We start from the raw sequence: 14916 nt of genomic DNA on the forward strand, positions 1-14916 counted from the left end.
CGGCCCGAGACCGATCCGTCAGGGGGCCGTCAGCCGGCCACCTTCTGCGGGGCGTCGGCGTACAGCGCCTCGATGTCCTCGGCGAAGTCGGTGAGCACCTTCGACCGCTTGACCTTCAGCGACGGGGTCAGGTAGTCGTTCTCGACCGTGAAGTCGGTCACCAGGATCGTGAACTTGCGGATCGACTCGGCACGCGACACCGCCTTGTTGGTGCGCCCGACCGCCCGATCGAGCGCGGCCCGGACGTCCGGGTTCGCAGCGGCGGTCGTGACGTCCATGTCCGGCAGGCCGTGCGTGGCCAACCAGCCGGAGAGCGCCTCGGCATCGAGCGTCACCAGAGCACCGATGAACGGCTTCTGGTCGCCGACGACGACGACCTGGCTCACCAGAGGGTGGCCACGCAGGCGGTCCTCGAGCACGGCCGGGGCGACGTTCTTGCCGCCCGCGGTGACGATGATCTCCTTCTTGCGGCCGGTGATCCGCAGGCAGCCGTCCTCGTCCATCGAGCCGAGGTCACCGGTGCGGAACCAGCCGTCCTCGAAGGCCTCCGCCGTCGCCTCGGGGTTGCCGTGGTACCCGCGGAAGACGTGCGGGCCCTTGACGAGGACCTCGCCGTCCGGTGCGATCCTCGCGGCCGTCCCGGCGATCGGCGGTCCCACGGTGCCGATCTTCGTCAGGGTCGGCAGGTTCACCGTCGTGGGCGCCGTGGTCTCGGTCAGGCCGTAGCCCTCGAGGACCTTGAGGCCGAGCCCACGGTAGAAGTGGCCGAGCCGCTCGCCGAGCGGGGCCCCGCCCGAGATCGCCCACTGCGCGTCCCCGCCGAGCGCGTGGCGGATCTTGTGGAGCACCAGGATGTCGGCGACCTTGTGCTGGAGCCGGAGCCACGGGCTGGGCCCGTGCGGGTGGTCCAGCGCGCGGGAGTACACGATCGCGGTCTTGGCCGCCCGCTGGAAGATGGCCCGCTTGCCGCCGGCCGCGGCCTTCTGCTCGGAGGAGTTGTAGACCTTCTCGAACACACGGGGCACCGAGAGGATGAAGGTCGGCTTGAAGGTGCCGAGGTCGGCGAGCAGGTTCTTGGTGTCCGGCGCGTGGCCGATGATCGCGCCGGCCGGGACGACCAGCACCTCGATGAACCGCGCGAAGACGTGTGCCAGGGGCATGAACAGCAGCGTGCGCGACCCGGGCGGGCAGACGACCCCGAGGCTGGCCACCGCGTTGCGGGACAGCACGACGAAGTTGCCGTGGGTCAGCTCCGCACCCTTCGGCCGGCCGGTCGTGCCCGAGGTGTAGATGACCGTCGCGACGTCGTCGAGCCCGGCCAGGGCGCGGCGGCGAGCGATCTCCTCGTCCGGCACCTGTGCCCCGGCCGCGTTCAGGGTGTCGATCGCGCCGTCGTCCAGGCGTAGGACGGTGCTCAGCGCGGGGGTGCTGCCGCGGACCTCGGCGACCGTCGCGGCGAGGTGCTCGGTCTCCACGACGAGCAGCCGGACGTCGGCGTCCGACAGGATCCACTGGACCTGCTCGGTCGACGACGTCTCGTACAGCGGGATCGTCACGGCGCCGGCGGCCCAGATGGCGAAGTCGAGCAGGGTCCACTCGTATCGGGTCCTGCTCATGATGCCGACGTGGTCGCCCGGCTCGATGCCCAGGGCGACGAGCCCCTTGGCCACGGCCACGACCTCGGCGTCGAACTCGCGTGCGGAGATCGGGATCCAGGGTCCGTCGGCGGTCGTCTTGTGCTCGGCGAACGTCGCGTCGGGCCAACGGGCGACGCGACCGGCGAGAAGCGAGCTGAGGTTCTCCCAGGGGGCGACCTCGACGAGCGACGGGCTGTGGAACTCGTCCATGCTGACTCCAGTGGCAGACGGATGGTGGATAGACCTTACAGAGTTCAACTGTCCAGACCTAGACGTGGACCGTCCGCGGCGACCCGTCCAGTCCGATCGTCCCGACGCCGACGGTGCGGACTTGGGTAGCCTTCGCTCCGACGAGTCCTCGCCGGACGGGGCATTCATCTCGAGCAAGGACGGCCATGTACGCGATCGGTGTAGACATCGGCGGCACGAAGATCGCCGCCGGTGTCGTCGACGAGGACGGCAACATCCTCGCCAAGGCGAAGCGCAAGACGGTCGCCGGTGACGCGGCCGAGATCGACCGCGCGGTCGCCGATCTGTACATCGAGCTCGCCGAGGGCAGGGACGTCAGCGCCCTGGGGGTCGCGGCCGCGGGGTTCATCAGCTCCGACCGGTCCACCGCGCTGTTCGGCGCGAACATCGCATGGCGGGACTACCCGCTGCGCGAGCGCGTCGCGGCGCTGATCGACCACGACGTCCACATCGTGGTCGAGAACGACGCCAACGCCGCCGGCTGGGCCGAGTTCCGGTTCGGCGTCGGGCGCGACGTCCAGGACATGCTCCTGCTCACCGTCGGCACCGGCCTCGGCGGCGCGGTCGTCGTCGGGGGGAACCTGGTCCGCGGTGCCTGGGGGGTCGCCGCGGAGGTGGGCCACATCCGCGTCGTGCCGGACGGCGAGCTGTGCGGCTGCGGCTTGAAGGGGTGCTGGGAGCGGTACGCCTCGGGCAGCGCGCTGGTCCGCGAGGCACGGCTGGCGGCCGCGACCCAGCCCGACCGGGCGGCGCGTCTGCTCGAGCTGGCGGGCGGGGTCGTCGAGAAGGTGACCGGTCCGTCAGTGACCAAGGCCGCCAAGGAGGGCGACCCGCTCGCCATCGAGCTCCTCGCGCAGCTGGGGGCCTGGATCGGCGCGGGCTCCGCATCGGTCGCGGCCCTGCTCGACCCGGCCCTCGTGGTCATCGGCGGGGGAGTGGGCGCCGCAGGCGACCTGCTGCTCGAGCCGGCCAGGGCGGCGTTCCTCGCCCAGCTCTCGGGTCGCGGGTTCCGGCCGGAGGCCAGGATCGAGCTCGCGGCGATGGGCAACGACGCCGGGATCGTCGGCGCGGCGGACCTGGCCCGGTCGTAGCACGCGCCGGTCGCAGCACGCGCCGGTCGTAGCACGCGCCGGCCGGCGAGCACCCGGGCTCCGCGGTGGCGCGGGCCACGCCGTCAGACGACGGCGCCCGTCCCCTGGTCGTCGTCGCGGTCGTGCGGCATCCGCCACAGCAGCAGCCCGACCCCGGCCAGGAACGCCACGCCGGCCACCTCGAGCACCAACGACGGGACGTCGCGCCACACTACGGCGATCACCATGATCAGGATCGGTACCCCGACGACGGCGCCCCACGCCATGGTCAGCAACGGGTCGCCGCCGAGCACGGGGCCGGGATCGGGCGGTTCGAAGTGGTCCTCGGCCTCCTCGGCCTCCTCGACCGCCGGGTCGACGGACCAGGACCGGGGGTCGGCGGCCGACAGCGCGGGGCGCACGGTGCGGGCATCGGGGCCCGGGGTGCGGTCGGGGCTCGCCGCAGGGGGTGCCGGCTCGGGGTCGTCGGCGTCGGACGGGAGGGCGTCGGGCGGGATCGGGTCCATCCCGCTGAGGCGCGCGACGATGTCGAGCCACTGCGCCTCGTCGTCCTGGGACGGGTCTGCGCCAGGCTCCTCGGCGTCGTGCGGACGTGCAGCCATGCAGAGCACTCTAGAGTCGGACTGTCGTTGCGCGGACTGCGCGAACGCCGCAGCGGAGGTGACGGGTTGTTCTACTGGGTGATGAAGCGGGTCGTCGCGGGTCCGCTCCTGCACGGGATGTTCCGCCCGACGGTGCGCGGCCTGGAGAACGTCCCGACGGAGGGCGGAGCCATCCTGGCGAGCAACCACCTCGCGGTGATCGACTCGTTCATCCTTGCGCTGGTGATCTCGCGCAAGATCCGGTTCATCGGCAAGGCCGAGTACTTCACCGGCACCGGGCTCAAGGGCCGCCTCAAAGCGGGCTTCTTCCGCGGGGTCGGGACGATCCCGGTCGACCGCGGGGGCGGCAAGGCGAGCGAGGCGGCACTGCGCACGGGCCTGGGTGTCCTGAACTCGGGCAACCTGTTCGGCATCTACCCGGAGGGCACGCGCAGCCCTGACGGACGCCTCTACCGGGGCAAGACGGGGATCGCGCGGCTCGCCCTGGAGTCGGGCGTCCCGGTGATCCCGGTCGCGATGGTCGACACCAACATCGCCCAGCCGATCGGCCGGGTCATGCCCAAGCCGATGCGGATCGGCATCGCCATCGGCGAGCCCCTGGACTTCAGCCGCTACAAGGGCATGGAGAACGACAGGTTCATCCTGCGCTCCGTCACGGACGAGATCATGTATGCGTTGATGAGCCTGTCCGGCCAGGAGTACGTCGACACGTACGCCGCGACGGCCAAGGCCCGGATCGCCGCGGGATACAGCCCGGATCAGGCCGTGCCGCGCGAACGGGGCCCGGAGGCTCCCGGCGGCCGGCCCGCGCCGGACGTCCATGGAACGGTCGTGCCGCAGGACGAGGGCCCCGCGCCCCTAGAATGAGGCCGCCCGCGGCGCGGGCCAACGGTCCTGTGTCTATGGAAGGTGCACCATGTCGGTTCGTCGTGTCGCTCTGCTGACCGCGGGCGGTTTCGCCCCTTGCCTGTCCTCGGCTGTCGGCGGCCTGATCGAGCGGTACACGGAGATCGCGCCGGAGATCGAGATCATCGCCTACCAGCACGGGTACCACGGCCTGCTGACCGGCACCAAGATCGTCGTCGATGCAGAGGCGCGCGCCAGGGCCGGTCTGCTGCACCGCTTCGGCGGAAGCCCGATCGGCAACTCCCGGGTCAAGCTCACCAACGCCAAGGACTGCGTCAAGCGCGGTCTGGTCGCCGAGGGCCAGGACCCGCTCCAGGTCGCGGCCGACCAGCTCAAGGCCGATGGCATCGACGTGCTGCACACCATCGGCGGCGACGACACGAACACCACCGCAGCCGACCTCGCGGCCTACCTCGAGGAGCACGGCTACCACCTCACGGTGGTCGGCCTGCCCAAGACGATCGACAACGACATCATCCCGATCAAGCAGTCGCTGGGCGCGTGGACGGCGGCCGAGCAGGGCGCGGGGTTCGCCCGCAACGTCATCGGCGAGCACCGCTCGGGCAACCGCATGCTCATCGTGCACGAGGTCATGGGCCGGCACTGCGGCTGGTTGACCGCCGCGACCGCTGCCGAGTACCGCAGGTGGCTCGACACCCAGGAGTGGGTGCCGAGCATCGGGCTGTCGCGTGAGCGTTGGGACATCCACGCCGTCTACGTCCCGGAGATGCAGCTCGACATCGCCGCCGAGGCCGCGCGCCTGCGCACCGTCATGGACGAGGTCGGCAACGTGACCATCTTCTTGTCCGAGGGCGCCGGGATGCACGAGATCGTCGCGCAGCTCGAGGCCTCCGGCAAGGAGGTCCCGCGGGACCCCTTCGGTCACGTCAAGCTCGACACGATCAACCCCGGCAAGTGGTTCGCCGACCAGTTCGCCAAGCTCCTGGGCGCGGAGAAGACGATGGTCCAGAAGTCGGGCTACTACTCGCGCGCCGCGGCGGCGAACGCCGAGGACCTGCGTCTGATCAAGTCGATGACGGACCTCGCCGTCGAGTGCGCCCTCAAGGGCGAGGCCGGCGTGATCGGCCACGACGAGGAGGACGGCGACCGGCTCAAGGCGATCGCGTTCCCGCGGATCGCCGGCGGCAAGGCCTTCGACGTCTCTCAGCCCTGGTTCGGCGCCCTGCTGGCGGACATCGGTCAGCCGTTCGTGCCGGCGAGCAGCTGATGAGCGTTCCGCCCGATCCTGCCCTCGTCGCAGGCCTGGACCACTGGCGAACCCTCGACGCCCAGCAGCAGCCCCGGTGGCCCGATCCGGCCGCCGTCGAGGTGGCCACGCGGGAGCTGGCCACCTTCCCGCCGCTGGTGTTCGCCGGCGAGGCGGACGTGCTGACCGCGCGCCTCGCCGCAGCGGGCCGTGGTGAGGCCTTCGTCCTGCAGGGTGGCGACTGCGCCGAGACGTTCGCCGAGGCGACCGCGGACAACATCCGCAACAAGATCAAGACGATCCTGCAGATGGCCGTGGTGCTCACCTATGGAGCGAGCCTCCCGGTGGTCAAGATGGGCCGGATGGCGGGGCAGTACGCGAAGCCACGCAGCTCCGACGACGAGACGCGCGACGGCGTGACCCTGCCGGCCTACCGCGGCGACGCGGTCAACGGGCACCCGTTCACGCCCGAGGACCGGATCCCCGACCCGCGGCGCCTGCTCGCCGCGTACCACCGCTCGTCGGCGACCCTCAACCTCATCCGGGCGTTCACGACCGGGGGCTTCGCGGACCTGCGTCGGGTGCACGAGTGGAACCGCGGCTTCACCGCGAACCCCGCGTACTCGCGCTACGAGGAGGTCGCCGCCGAGATCGACCGGGCGATCCGGTTCATGGCCGCGTGCGGGGCCGACTTCGACGCGCTGCGGACCGTCGAGTTCTTCTCCAGCCACGAGGCGCTGCTGCTCGACTACGAGCGTGCCCTGACCAGGATCGACTCGCGTACCGGGACGGCCTACGACTGCTCGGCGCACTTCGTGTGGATCGGTGAGCGCACGCGTCGGCTCGACGGTGCGCACGTCGACTTCCTGTCCCGGGTGCGCAACCCGATCGGGGTCAAGCTCGGCCCGACGACGACGGCCGACGACGCCCTGGCGCTGATGGACAAGCTGAACCCGTCCGATCAGCCGGGCCGCCTGACCTTCATCACCCGGATGGGTGCCGAGCGGGTCCGTGACGCGCTCCCCGGGCTGGTCGAGAAGGTCACCGCCTCGGGGCGGCCGGTCACCTGGATGTGCGACCCCATGCACGGGAACACGATCACGTCGTCCAGCGGGTACAAGACCCGCCGGCTCGAGGACGTGCTCGACGAGGTGCGCGGGTTCTTCGAGGTGCACCGGGCGATCGGGTCGGTCCCGGGCGGGCTGCACACCGAGCTGACCGGTGACGACGTCACCGAGGTGCTCGGCGGCAGCGAGGAGATCGACGACGAGGGCCTGGCGCGGCGCTACGAGACGCTCGTCGACCCGCGCCTCAACCACCAGCAGTCGCTCGAGATGGCCTTCCAGGTCGCGGCGATGATCCGCGGGAGCTGACCGGCTCAGGGTCGCAGCGCGACCACGCCGTGCCCGCCGGCGTCGGCGCTCGCGCAGTCCGTCCTGGTGCCGGTGGTGGTGGCTGACCGGCTGGGTCAGCGGACCGTCAGTGTGATGGTGGATCCCTTGGGTACCGCCACACCCGCCACCGGGTCCTGGTTCACGACCTGCGTGTCCCAGAAGAACGACTTCTGGGCGTCGACCTCGAACCCGAGCTCCACGAGCGTGGCGGTCGCCTGTCCCAGATCCTGGCCGACGACGTCGGGCACCAGGACGAGCGGCGGTCCCTGGGAGGTCGTGATCGAGACCGGGTCGGTCCGGTGGGCGGCCGCGCCAGGCGTCGGGTTCTGCGCCATCACGACGCCCTCCGCGTACTCCTCGCTGTAGTCGGTCAGCTCCTCGGCCACCACCAGGCCCTGGTCGGTGAGCTGCCCGATGGCCTCGTCCCGCGGAGCGCCGATCACCGAGATGACAGTCAGCGGCGCGGGGCCGTCCGAGACGAGCAGCCGGACCTCGGCACCGACCGCGAGCTGGGTGTCGCCCTCGGCCGAGACGGTCAGCACGTGGTCCGCCGCCGTCAAGTCGTCGAAGCTGCGCTCGGGCGTCGGTACCACGAACCCGGCGGCCTCCAGCGCGGCGGTCACGTCGGCGGCGGGGAGCCCGACCAGGCCGGCCGGCACGGTGCGCAGGTCGGGGCCCTTCGAGACGGCAAGGTCCACCGACCCGTCCTTGAGGATGCGCGCGCCCTCGCCCGGCGCGGCGTCCACCACGATGCCCTTGGCCACCTCGGGGTCGAAGACCTCGGTCGGTGCCGCGTCCAGCCCGGCGTCGGCGAGCAGCCCCTCGGCCGCCGCGAGCTCGGCGCCGACCAGCCCGGACGGAACGACCGTGTACGCCCCCGGTCCGGCAGTCAGGAACCACCAGAGGCCGCCGCCGACGAGGGCGAGCAGCGCGACGAGCGGCAGGACCACCGCGAGCACGCGCCTGCGGGGCCGCTCCGGGTCGACGTCCGGCTCGGGGTCCGGCGCCAGGCCGCTGCCGATCTGGAGCGCGATGGTGCCGCCGTAGCCGCGCTCCTGGTCGGCGGGGGTCGGCGGCGGGGGACCGCGACGCGGTCGGGGCACGGCGATCGCCGCCGTCGCGTCCGGGTCCGGCTCGTCGGTGGTGCGGGCCGCGTGTCGCGCGATGCTCGTGCGCGGCTCGTCGTCCTCCTCGAACCTGTCGTCGAACGTGTCCTCGAGCTCGTCGTCGTCCGGGTCGCCGGCCGTCGTGTTCGGCAGGGTGATCGACGGCGGGACGTCGGCGCGACGCGCGAGGGTCGGCTCGTCGAGCGCCGCCCGGGTGCGCCGCAGCAGCGCGAGGGCCGCGCTCGCGTCGGCCGGGCGCTCGTCCGGCTCGCGCGCGGCCAGGGCGCTGATCAGCTCGTCGATCTCCAGCGGCAACCAGGCCACGACGTCGGACGCCGCCGGGATGTCGTTGTGGACGTGCTGGTAGGCGATCTGGATCGGGGTCGCGCCGGTGAAGGGCTGGACGCCGGTGATCATCTCGTAGAGCAGGATCCCGACCGCGTAGACGTCCGTCCTGGTGTCGCTCGTCCCGTGCGCGACGAGCTCGGGGGACAGGTACGCGACGGTGCCCAGCACGGTGCCCGTCGTCGTCGCGGTGACCTCGGTGACCGCGCGCGCCAGGCCGAAGTCGGCCACCTTGATCCGGCCGTCCGAGCCGAGCAGGACGTTCTCCGGCTTGATGTCGCGGTGCACCAGGCCGACCCGGTGCGCCGCGGCGAGGGCCTCGAGGATCGCCTCGACCGTGCCGAAGGCCTCCTGCAGGCTCAGCGAGCCGGACTCACCGAGGTGCCGTCGCAGGTTGGTGCCCTCGATGTACTCCATCGTCAGGTAGCTGGTCTCGCCGTCGACGCCCTGGTCGAAGACGCCGACCAGGCCGGGGTGCGTCAGCCGGGCGGCAGCCCGCGCCTCACGCCGGAACCGGGCGACGAACTCCGAGCCCGCCCCGCCCTCGGCCAGGTGCGGGTGCATGACCTTGATGGCCACCTCGCGGTCGAGGCGTCGGTCGACGGCCAGGTACACCGTCGCCATCCCGCCGCGGGCGATCCTGGACAGCACCTCGTACCGTCCGTCGACCAGACGGCCGAGGAGGGGGTCGGTGAGGGTGGCTGCCACGGCTCGCAGTCTACGTTCGGTGGCCCCCGAAACCCGTCAGGAGAAGCGCGACATCAGGGTCTGGACGCTGGCGACGTAGCGCCGGGTGTCGGCGTACATGCCGTACTTCGCCACGCCGGCCTGGCCCTGGTAGTAGCCGGCGATCGCCGTCGGCAGGTCGGGGCTGGTCGCGACGAGCCGGCCGAGGATGGCCACGCCCGCGGTCACGTTGTCCCGCGGGTCGAGCAGGTTGAGGTCGCGACCGATGAGCTCGCCCGCCCACTGCCCGGACGTCGGGATGACCTGCATCGTGCCGATCGCGTTGGCGGGCGAGACCGCCGTGTGGTTGAAGCCGGACTCCTGGTAGGCGATGGCCTGCGCCAGCGCCGGGTCGACCCCCATGTCCCGGGCGGTCGTCGCCACGAGGGCCTGCATGTCCGTCCGGCTCGGCACGCCGATGGCCAGCAGGGTTGCCTTGTTCTCGTTGGCCGAGGCGACGGTCGCGGCGGGGTAGCTGCGGCCGGCGAACGTGCTGCCGACCAGCGAGGCTGTCGGCGCTGCGTTGCCGGGCACCGTCAGCACCTGGCCGATCCGGATCATCCCGTTCGCGTCGAGGTTGTTCGCGGCGATGATGGCGGCGTTGGCGGTCCCGTACCGGGTCGCGAGTGCGGAGACCGTCTCACCGCGCGCGACGGTGTGGGCGACGGTCGAGACGGCCGGTGCGGCGACCGGGGCCGCGGTCGGCGCCGCTGCCGCTCCGGGCACTGTCAGGACCTGCCCGATCCGGATCATGGCTCTGGCGTCGAGCCCGTTGGCCGCGATGATCGCCGCGGTGGTGGTGCCGTAGCGGGTCGCCAGCCCCGAGACCGTCTCGCCGCGTGTCACGGTGTGGCCGGCTGTCGCGGCGCTCGTTGCGGCCGGTGCGGCCGGGGTCGCGGTCGCTCCGGGCACTGTCAGGACCTGCCCGATCCGGATCATGGCTCTGGCGTCGAGCCCGTTGGCCGCGATGATCGCCGCGGTGGTGGTGCCGTAGCGGGTCGCCAGCCCCGAGACCGTCTCACCGCGTGCCACCGTGTGCGACGTGGCCGCCGGCGCGGCTGCCGGCGCCGCCGGGGTGGCGACCGGTTCGGCGGTGGTCTCGGTCGGGATCGCGATCCGCTGTCCGGCGGTGATCGTGGCCCGCGCGTCGAGCCCGTTCGCGGCGACGATCGCGGCGACGCTCGTCGAGCTGCGCAGCGCGATGTGGCTGACGGTGTCCCCTGGCTCGACCGTGTAGTCCTGGACGTCCTGCGCCTGGGCGGCGCTCGCGCCGGAGGCGACGCCCGCCATGGCGAGCACGAGCCCGACGCCGGTACCACCCACGACGCGACGGCGGCTGGTGCACGGGGGAGCGGGCAGGGCAACGACGTGGGTCATGAGGTCCATCCCAGGTGACAGTGCGCCTTCGTGGTGCACATGTGACGAGTGGTGCAGGTGTGACTGTTGTGACAGAAGTGCAACCTACCTGACACGCCGCGCGGGCGAAAGGTGTAGCGGGGCGCGACCGGGTGAAGCCCTACCCTGTTCCGGTGACCGAACTCGACATCCTTGTGGACGAATGGCTGCCCCTTCCCGACGTCGCCGAACGCCTCGGCACCGATGTGGGCCGGGTACGCCGCCTCCTGCAGGAGAACAAGCTCATCGGCGTCCGGCACGGTGAACGGAAGATCGTCAGTGTCCCCGCCCGCTTCCTGCTCGCCACGGCTGCCGGTGGGTGGGAGGTCGTCCCCTCGCTGCAGGGGACCCTGGTGCTCCTCGCCGACGCGGGCTACACGGACGAGGAGTCGATCCGCTGGCTCTTCACCGTCGACCCGTCGCTCGAGAGCCTGGGGACCGGACCCGGCCGGCCGACGACGCCGATCGCCGCCCTGGCGGCCGGGCACAAGACCGAGGTGCGACGGCGGGCGCAGGCCCTCGCCTTCTGAGCTCGGACCCTGGGTCAGGCGTGCCGGTCGACGGCAGCCCGACCCAGGTCGACGAGCATCGAGCGGCCGGGCTCGGCCAACGGCGCGTCGGCCAGGATCGTCAGGGCCGGCTCCGCGAGCGTGCCGATCAGCTCGTCGACGGCCCGGGCGGCTCCGCTGCGCAGCACCGCTGCGCGCAGGAGGTCCACCTCGGCATCGGTCAGGTCACGGTGCCCGAGCTTCTCCGTGATCAGCGCGCGGTCCTGCGGGGAGGCCGTCCCCAGCGCGCGCGCGATCAGCACCGTGCGCTTGCCCTCCCGCAGGTCGTCGCCCGCCGGCTTCCCGGTGGTCGACGGATCCCCGAACACCCCCAGCAGGTCGTCGCGGAGCTGGAAGGCCTCGCCGAGCGGCAGACCCACCATGCGGCAGCGGGCGAGGGCCTCGTCGTCGGCGCCGGCGAGAGCGGCGCCGAGGGTCAGCGGGTGCTCGACGCTGTAGCGCGCGCTCTTGGCGCGGATCACCGCGCGGGCTCGGCGCTCGTCACCGGTGGCGTCCTGGCCCCAGGGCAGGGCCTGGGCGAGCACGTCGAGGTACTGACCGACGGTGACCTCGGTCCGCATGCGGTCGAAGACCCCGCGGGCCGCGTCCCTGACGTCCGTGGCCACGTGCTCGACGGCGGCGGCGAACTGCCGCTCGCTCGCGATCAGGGCCAGGTCGCCGAGCAGGATCGCCGCTGCGTCGCCGAAGCGTTGCGAGGGGCCGGTCCAGCCCTCGGCCACGTGCAGGTCGGCGAACCTGCGGTGCGCGGCCGGCAGACCGCGACGGGTGTCCGAGTCGTCCATGACGTCGTCGTGGAAGAGCGCTGCGGCCTGGAAGAGCTCGAGGGCGGCGCCGACGGCCAGCACCTGGGACCGTTGTGCGTGCGGGCCGTCGGCGGCCCCGCCGTGCGCACGCCAGGACCAGTAGCAGAAGGCGGCCCGGAGTCGCTTGCCGCCGCCCAGCATGTCGCGCACGGCCTCGACGAGCGGTGCGCTGTCGGGCCCGATGCCGGTCAGCTCGCCGGCGAGCACCGTCACGTGACCGGCCAGGGCGGCGTCGACGCCCGTCCGGACCTGTTCGACGTCGACCAGGGCAGCGGCAGAGGACGTCACGCGCACCACCCTAGGGCGGGTCTCAGGTCTGGGTGTGGACGCGGCCGCCGATCGTGACGGTGCGCGCACCGTCGACGTCCAGCACGCCGATCGAGATCAGCTCGTCACCACCGGACCGCGTGAAGGTCGCCTCGACGGCCAGGTCGGTCATGGCGTCGACGGCCGGTACCTCGGTGAACCCGGCGACCGTGAGAGCGTCGCGGTACAGGGCCAGCAGGTCCTCGGCGGACATGACGGTCCGCAGGTTCAGCGAGACCTCCTGGACGTCCGCGTCGCCGACCGGGACCGCGGAGGTGACCAGGATGACGGCGTCGGCGGGTACCGGGAGCAGGTCGACCGGGAAGCCGGTGACCAGCTCGCCGACCTCGGAGTGGGCGTCCGGGGTCGAGGTGACCAACGGCTCCTGGGGGACGGACTCGGCCTTCGGTGCGGCGACCGCGGGCGGCGTCGTGCGGGCGGCGGGCACCGGTGCCTGGTCGGCCGCCGGGACGGTGCCTGCGCAGCCGGCCGACGCGAGGACCAGGGTGGCTCCGATCACTGCGGAGATCGCGGCGGAGACGGCACGCTTGCGGCCCGGACGCGACCCGCACCCGGACCTGGAGCACGCCGCCATGGCCATGGGTCAAGGTTATCCCCGGTAACACCTGTCCACAGGCCTCGCCCCCCGGGTGAAATCCACAGGCAGACCGACCGTCGCAGCGCCGTCACCGGGCTGTGCGATCCGATGTCGTCATGCAGCCCACGACGATCCGTACCGGAGAGCCCCGCGAGCTCCTGGCCCTCATCCCGTTCCAGCTCGGCTTCGAGCCCCGTGAGAGCGCCGTGGTCGTGAGCCTGCGATCGCCCCGCTCCAGGGTCGGGCTGGTCGCCCGGGTCGACCTGGCCGACCTCGCTGATCCGGACCGCGGCCCGCAGGTCGCCCGGTCGCTCGTCTCCCACCTCGTGGCCGACGGAGCGCGACGGGCTGTCCTGGTGCTCTACACGGCCGCGGACCTGCAGGACGGTCCGGGAACGGGCCAGGGGCGGACGGCGGGCGGCGACCCGGGTGCCGACGGCGGTGCCGGGAGCGCTCAGGCCGTCGGTGCCGACGGCGGGCGGGCGCGCCTGCACCTCGCCGCGGCAGCCGAGTACTTCCTGGGTGAGGTGACCGTCTGGGTCGTGGGTCCCGGCGGGTACTTCGGCCTCGACTGCCAGGACCGTCGCTGCTGCCCACCGGGTGGCCGGCCCCTGAGCGATCTTCAGGCCACCGAGGTGGGTGCGCGGATGGTCCTGACCGGCGCGACGGTCGCCGGCTCCCGGGCCGACCTCGGGGCGATCGCGCCGGCATCGTCGGCCGCGCGCCGGTCGGCCCGTCGGGCGGCGGCCCGGTGGACCGCGCGCGGGTGCGGCATCGACGACGGCGCTGACAGCGCCGACCTGTACCGGTGGCGCCGCGACGGCCTGGCCCTGTGGCGCTCCGAGCTCGGCCGGGCCGGATCGGACCTCGGCCCTGCACCGCACGACCAGGATGCGGTCGGCGTCGGCGCTGCACGCGGCCCGCGCATGTGGCAGCCCCCCGGCCCGGCGGTGCTGGGCAGGCTCCAGGCCGCGCTGGTCGACATCCTGGTCCGGGACGCGGTGATGCTCGGCTTCGTCGAGGGGTCCGACCGGGTCGCGGACCGGCTGATCGCCGGTGACGGCGGGCAGGACGTCGGGCGGGCGCTGGCAGCGATCATCGATCCGGTGGCGGGCAGGCCGCCGTCGCCGGGTCGGAGCGCGGCCGCCCGGGCGGTCCTGGAGCAGGTCGTGGCGCACAGCCCGCGACGGGCCCAGGCTCCTGCGGCCACCCTGCTGGCGGTGCTGGCGTGGTGGGAGGGCGACGGTGCGCGAGCCGGTGTCCTGGTCGGTCGTGCCCTCGAGGCCGAGCCGGGGTACCGCCTGGCGGCGCTCCTCGACGAGGCCCTCGCGGTCGGCATGTCGCCCGGGTGGCTGCGTGCCGGGGTCGCCTGACGAGCGGATGCGGGTCTGGGCGGCCCGCGGAACGGGTGGGGCCCGCAGCACGGGTGTGGCGTGCAGCACGGGTGTGGCCCGCGGAACGGGGGTGGCCCGCAGCACGGGTGTGGGTGGGCCGCGGATCGGGTAGCGTCGAGCCGAGTCCTGCGTCGCACTGCCAAGGGAGGCCCGATGAGCGTGGTTGTCGGCTACGTCGCGACCCCTGAGGGCGAGGCAGCGCTCGAGGCCGCCACCGTCGAGGCTCGTCGCCGGGGTGTCCGCCTCGTCGTGATCCTGAGCGAACGAGGGCACCGGTTCGGCACGGACTCCGGCGAGATCGGCGCGCAGGCCGACGAGGTCAGTCGACGGCTCGACGAGTCCGGCCTGAGCTTCCAGGTCCGCCAGACGATGCGCGGGCGCGACGTCGCCGAGGACATCATCAGCGCCGCGCTGAACGAGGCCGGCGAACTCATCGTGATCGGGCTGCGCCGCCGCAGCCCGGTCGGCAAGCTGATCCTCGGCTCCAACGCGCAGCGGATCCTGCTCGACGCACCGTGCCCCGTCCTGGCGGTCAAACCTCCGTCCACCTGAGTCGGCGGTTCGCGCACCCTCGGGTCGCACCCTCCG

The 14916-nt window shown here is 72.7% G+C and carries 13 protein-coding genes; 7 read left to right on the plus strand and 6 right to left on the minus strand.

Going from position 1 to position 14916, the window contains the following annotated elements; genetic code table 11:
- Positions 1-29: 29 nt before the first annotated feature.
- Positions 30-1847: a long-chain fatty acid--CoA ligase gene (locus tag K415_RS0115980; protein WP_024288049.1), complete on the minus strand. Its 1818-nt coding sequence runs from the start codon at positions 1845-1847 to the stop codon at positions 30-32.
- A 185-nt stretch (positions 1848-2032) separates the two neighbouring features.
- Between K415_RS0115980 and K415_RS0115985 the strand changes: the two genes are divergently transcribed.
- Positions 2033-2977 (plus strand): ROK family glucokinase, encoded by a 945-nt coding sequence (locus K415_RS0115985; protein ID WP_024288050.1) that lies wholly within the window; start codon positions 2033-2035, stop codon positions 2975-2977.
- Between the two features lie 83 nt (positions 2978-3060).
- On the opposite strand, the gene K415_RS0115990 is transcribed toward K415_RS0115985, so the two are convergent.
- Complete coding sequence (locus K415_RS0115990; RefSeq protein ID WP_024288051.1) at positions 3061-3579, minus strand: hypothetical protein; 519 nt, start codon at positions 3577-3579, stop codon at positions 3061-3063.
- Between the two features lie 66 nt (positions 3580-3645).
- Between K415_RS0115990 and K415_RS0115995 the strand changes: the two genes are divergently transcribed.
- The 3 genes from K415_RS0115995 to K415_RS0116005 are packed head-to-tail and all read left to right on the plus strand — an operon-like array spanning position 3646 to position 7065.
- Positions 3646-4446, plus strand: a complete 801-nt coding sequence (locus tag K415_RS0115995; protein ID WP_024288052.1) for a 1-acyl-sn-glycerol-3-phosphate acyltransferase — start codon at positions 3646-3648, stop codon at positions 4444-4446.
- Between the two features lie 49 nt (positions 4447-4495).
- The gene (locus tag K415_RS0116000) at positions 4496-5713 is read left to right on the plus strand and encodes a pyrophosphate--fructose-6-phosphate 1-phosphotransferase (RefSeq protein WP_024288053.1); all 1218 of its coding nucleotides are present in this window, start codon (positions 4496-4498) and stop codon (positions 5711-5713) included.
- On the plus strand, positions 5713-7065 hold the full coding sequence (locus K415_RS0116005; protein ID WP_024288054.1) for a class II 3-deoxy-7-phosphoheptulonate synthase: 1353 nt from the start codon (positions 5713-5715) through the stop codon (positions 7063-7065). The genes K415_RS0116000 and K415_RS0116005 overlap by 1 nt, the downstream gene beginning before the upstream one ends.
- Positions 7066-7160: 95 nt before the next feature.
- Here K415_RS0116005 and pknB read toward each other — a convergent pair whose 3' ends face one another.
- Together pknB and K415_RS0116015 are read right to left on the minus strand one after the other, a co-directional pair.
- On the minus strand, positions 7161-9245 hold the full coding sequence (gene pknB / locus K415_RS0116010; RefSeq protein ID WP_024288055.1) for a Stk1 family PASTA domain-containing Ser/Thr kinase: 2085 nt from the start codon (positions 9243-9245) through the stop codon (positions 7161-7163).
- A 36-nt stretch (positions 9246-9281) separates the two neighbouring features.
- Complete coding sequence (locus tag K415_RS0116015; RefSeq protein ID WP_081785261.1) at positions 9282-10640, minus strand: LysM peptidoglycan-binding domain-containing protein; 1359 nt, start codon at positions 10638-10640, stop codon at positions 9282-9284.
- A gap of 152 nt (positions 10641-10792) precedes the next feature.
- Here K415_RS0116015 and K415_RS0116020 point away from each other — a divergent pair, with 152 nt between their 5' ends.
- On the plus strand, positions 10793-11188 hold the full coding sequence (locus tag K415_RS0116020) for an Rv2175c family DNA-binding protein (RefSeq protein ID WP_024288057.1): 396 nt from the start codon (positions 10793-10795) through the stop codon (positions 11186-11188).
- A gap of 14 nt (positions 11189-11202) precedes the next feature.
- Here K415_RS0116020 and K415_RS0116025 read toward each other — a convergent pair whose 3' ends face one another.
- Positions 11203-12318 (minus strand): polyprenyl synthetase family protein, encoded by a 1116-nt coding sequence (locus K415_RS0116025; RefSeq protein ID WP_024288058.1) that lies wholly within the window; start codon positions 12316-12318, stop codon positions 11203-11205.
- 22 nt (positions 12319-12340) lie between these two features.
- On the minus strand, positions 12341-12937 hold the full coding sequence (locus K415_RS22975) for a hypothetical protein (protein WP_024288059.1): 597 nt from the start codon (positions 12935-12937) through the stop codon (positions 12341-12343).
- A 113-nt stretch (positions 12938-13050) separates the two neighbouring features.
- Between K415_RS22975 and K415_RS0116035 the strand changes: the two genes are divergently transcribed.
- Both K415_RS0116035 and K415_RS0116040 read left to right on the plus strand, forming a co-directional pair.
- Entirely contained in the window at positions 13051-14307 is a 1257-nt protein-coding gene (locus K415_RS0116035) for a DUF4192 domain-containing protein (RefSeq protein WP_024288060.1), read from the plus strand.
- Positions 14308-14481: 174 nt separating this feature from the next.
- Positions 14482-14880 (plus strand): universal stress protein, encoded by a 399-nt coding sequence (locus K415_RS0116040; protein WP_024288061.1) that lies wholly within the window; start codon positions 14482-14484, stop codon positions 14878-14880.
- The last annotated feature ends 36 nt before the right edge of the window (positions 14881-14916 follow it).

This window comes from Cellulomonas sp. KRMCY2, from assembly GCF_000526515.1.
Taxonomy (GTDB): domain Bacteria; phylum Actinomycetota; class Actinomycetes; order Actinomycetales; family Cellulomonadaceae; genus Actinotalea.

Excerpts from the sequence above, each read along its gene's own strand:
- K415_RS0115980 (WP_024288049.1), bottom strand. The coding sequence starts at position 1,847 with ATGGACGAGTTCCACAGCCCGTCGCTCGTCGAGGTCGCCCCCTGGGAG.
- K415_RS0115985 (WP_024288050.1), top strand. The coding sequence starts at position 2,033 with ATGTACGCGATCGGTGTAGACATCGGCGGCACGAAGATCGCCGCCGGT.
- K415_RS0115990 (WP_024288051.1), bottom strand. The coding sequence starts at position 3,579 with ATGGCTGCACGTCCGCACGACGCCGAGGAGCCTGGCGCAGACCCGTCC.
- K415_RS0116000 (WP_024288053.1), top strand. The coding sequence starts at position 4,496 with ATGTCGGTTCGTCGTGTCGCTCTGCTGACCGCGGGCGGTTTCGCCCCT.
- K415_RS0116005 (WP_024288054.1), top strand. The coding sequence starts at position 5,713 with ATGAGCGTTCCGCCCGATCCTGCCCTCGTCGCAGGCCTGGACCACTGG.
- K415_RS0116015 (WP_081785261.1), bottom strand. The coding sequence starts at position 10,640 with ATGACCCACGTCGTTGCCCTGCCCGCTCCCCCGTGCACCAGCCGCCGT.
- K415_RS22975 (WP_024288059.1), bottom strand. The coding sequence starts at position 12,937 with ATGGCCATGGCGGCGTGCTCCAGGTCCGGGTGCGGGTCGCGTCCGGGC.
- K415_RS0116035 (WP_024288060.1), top strand. The coding sequence starts at position 13,051 with ATGCAGCCCACGACGATCCGTACCGGAGAGCCCCGCGAGCTCCTGGCC.
- K415_RS0116040 (WP_024288061.1), top strand. The coding sequence starts at position 14,482 with ATGAGCGTGGTTGTCGGCTACGTCGCGACCCCTGAGGGCGAGGCAGCG.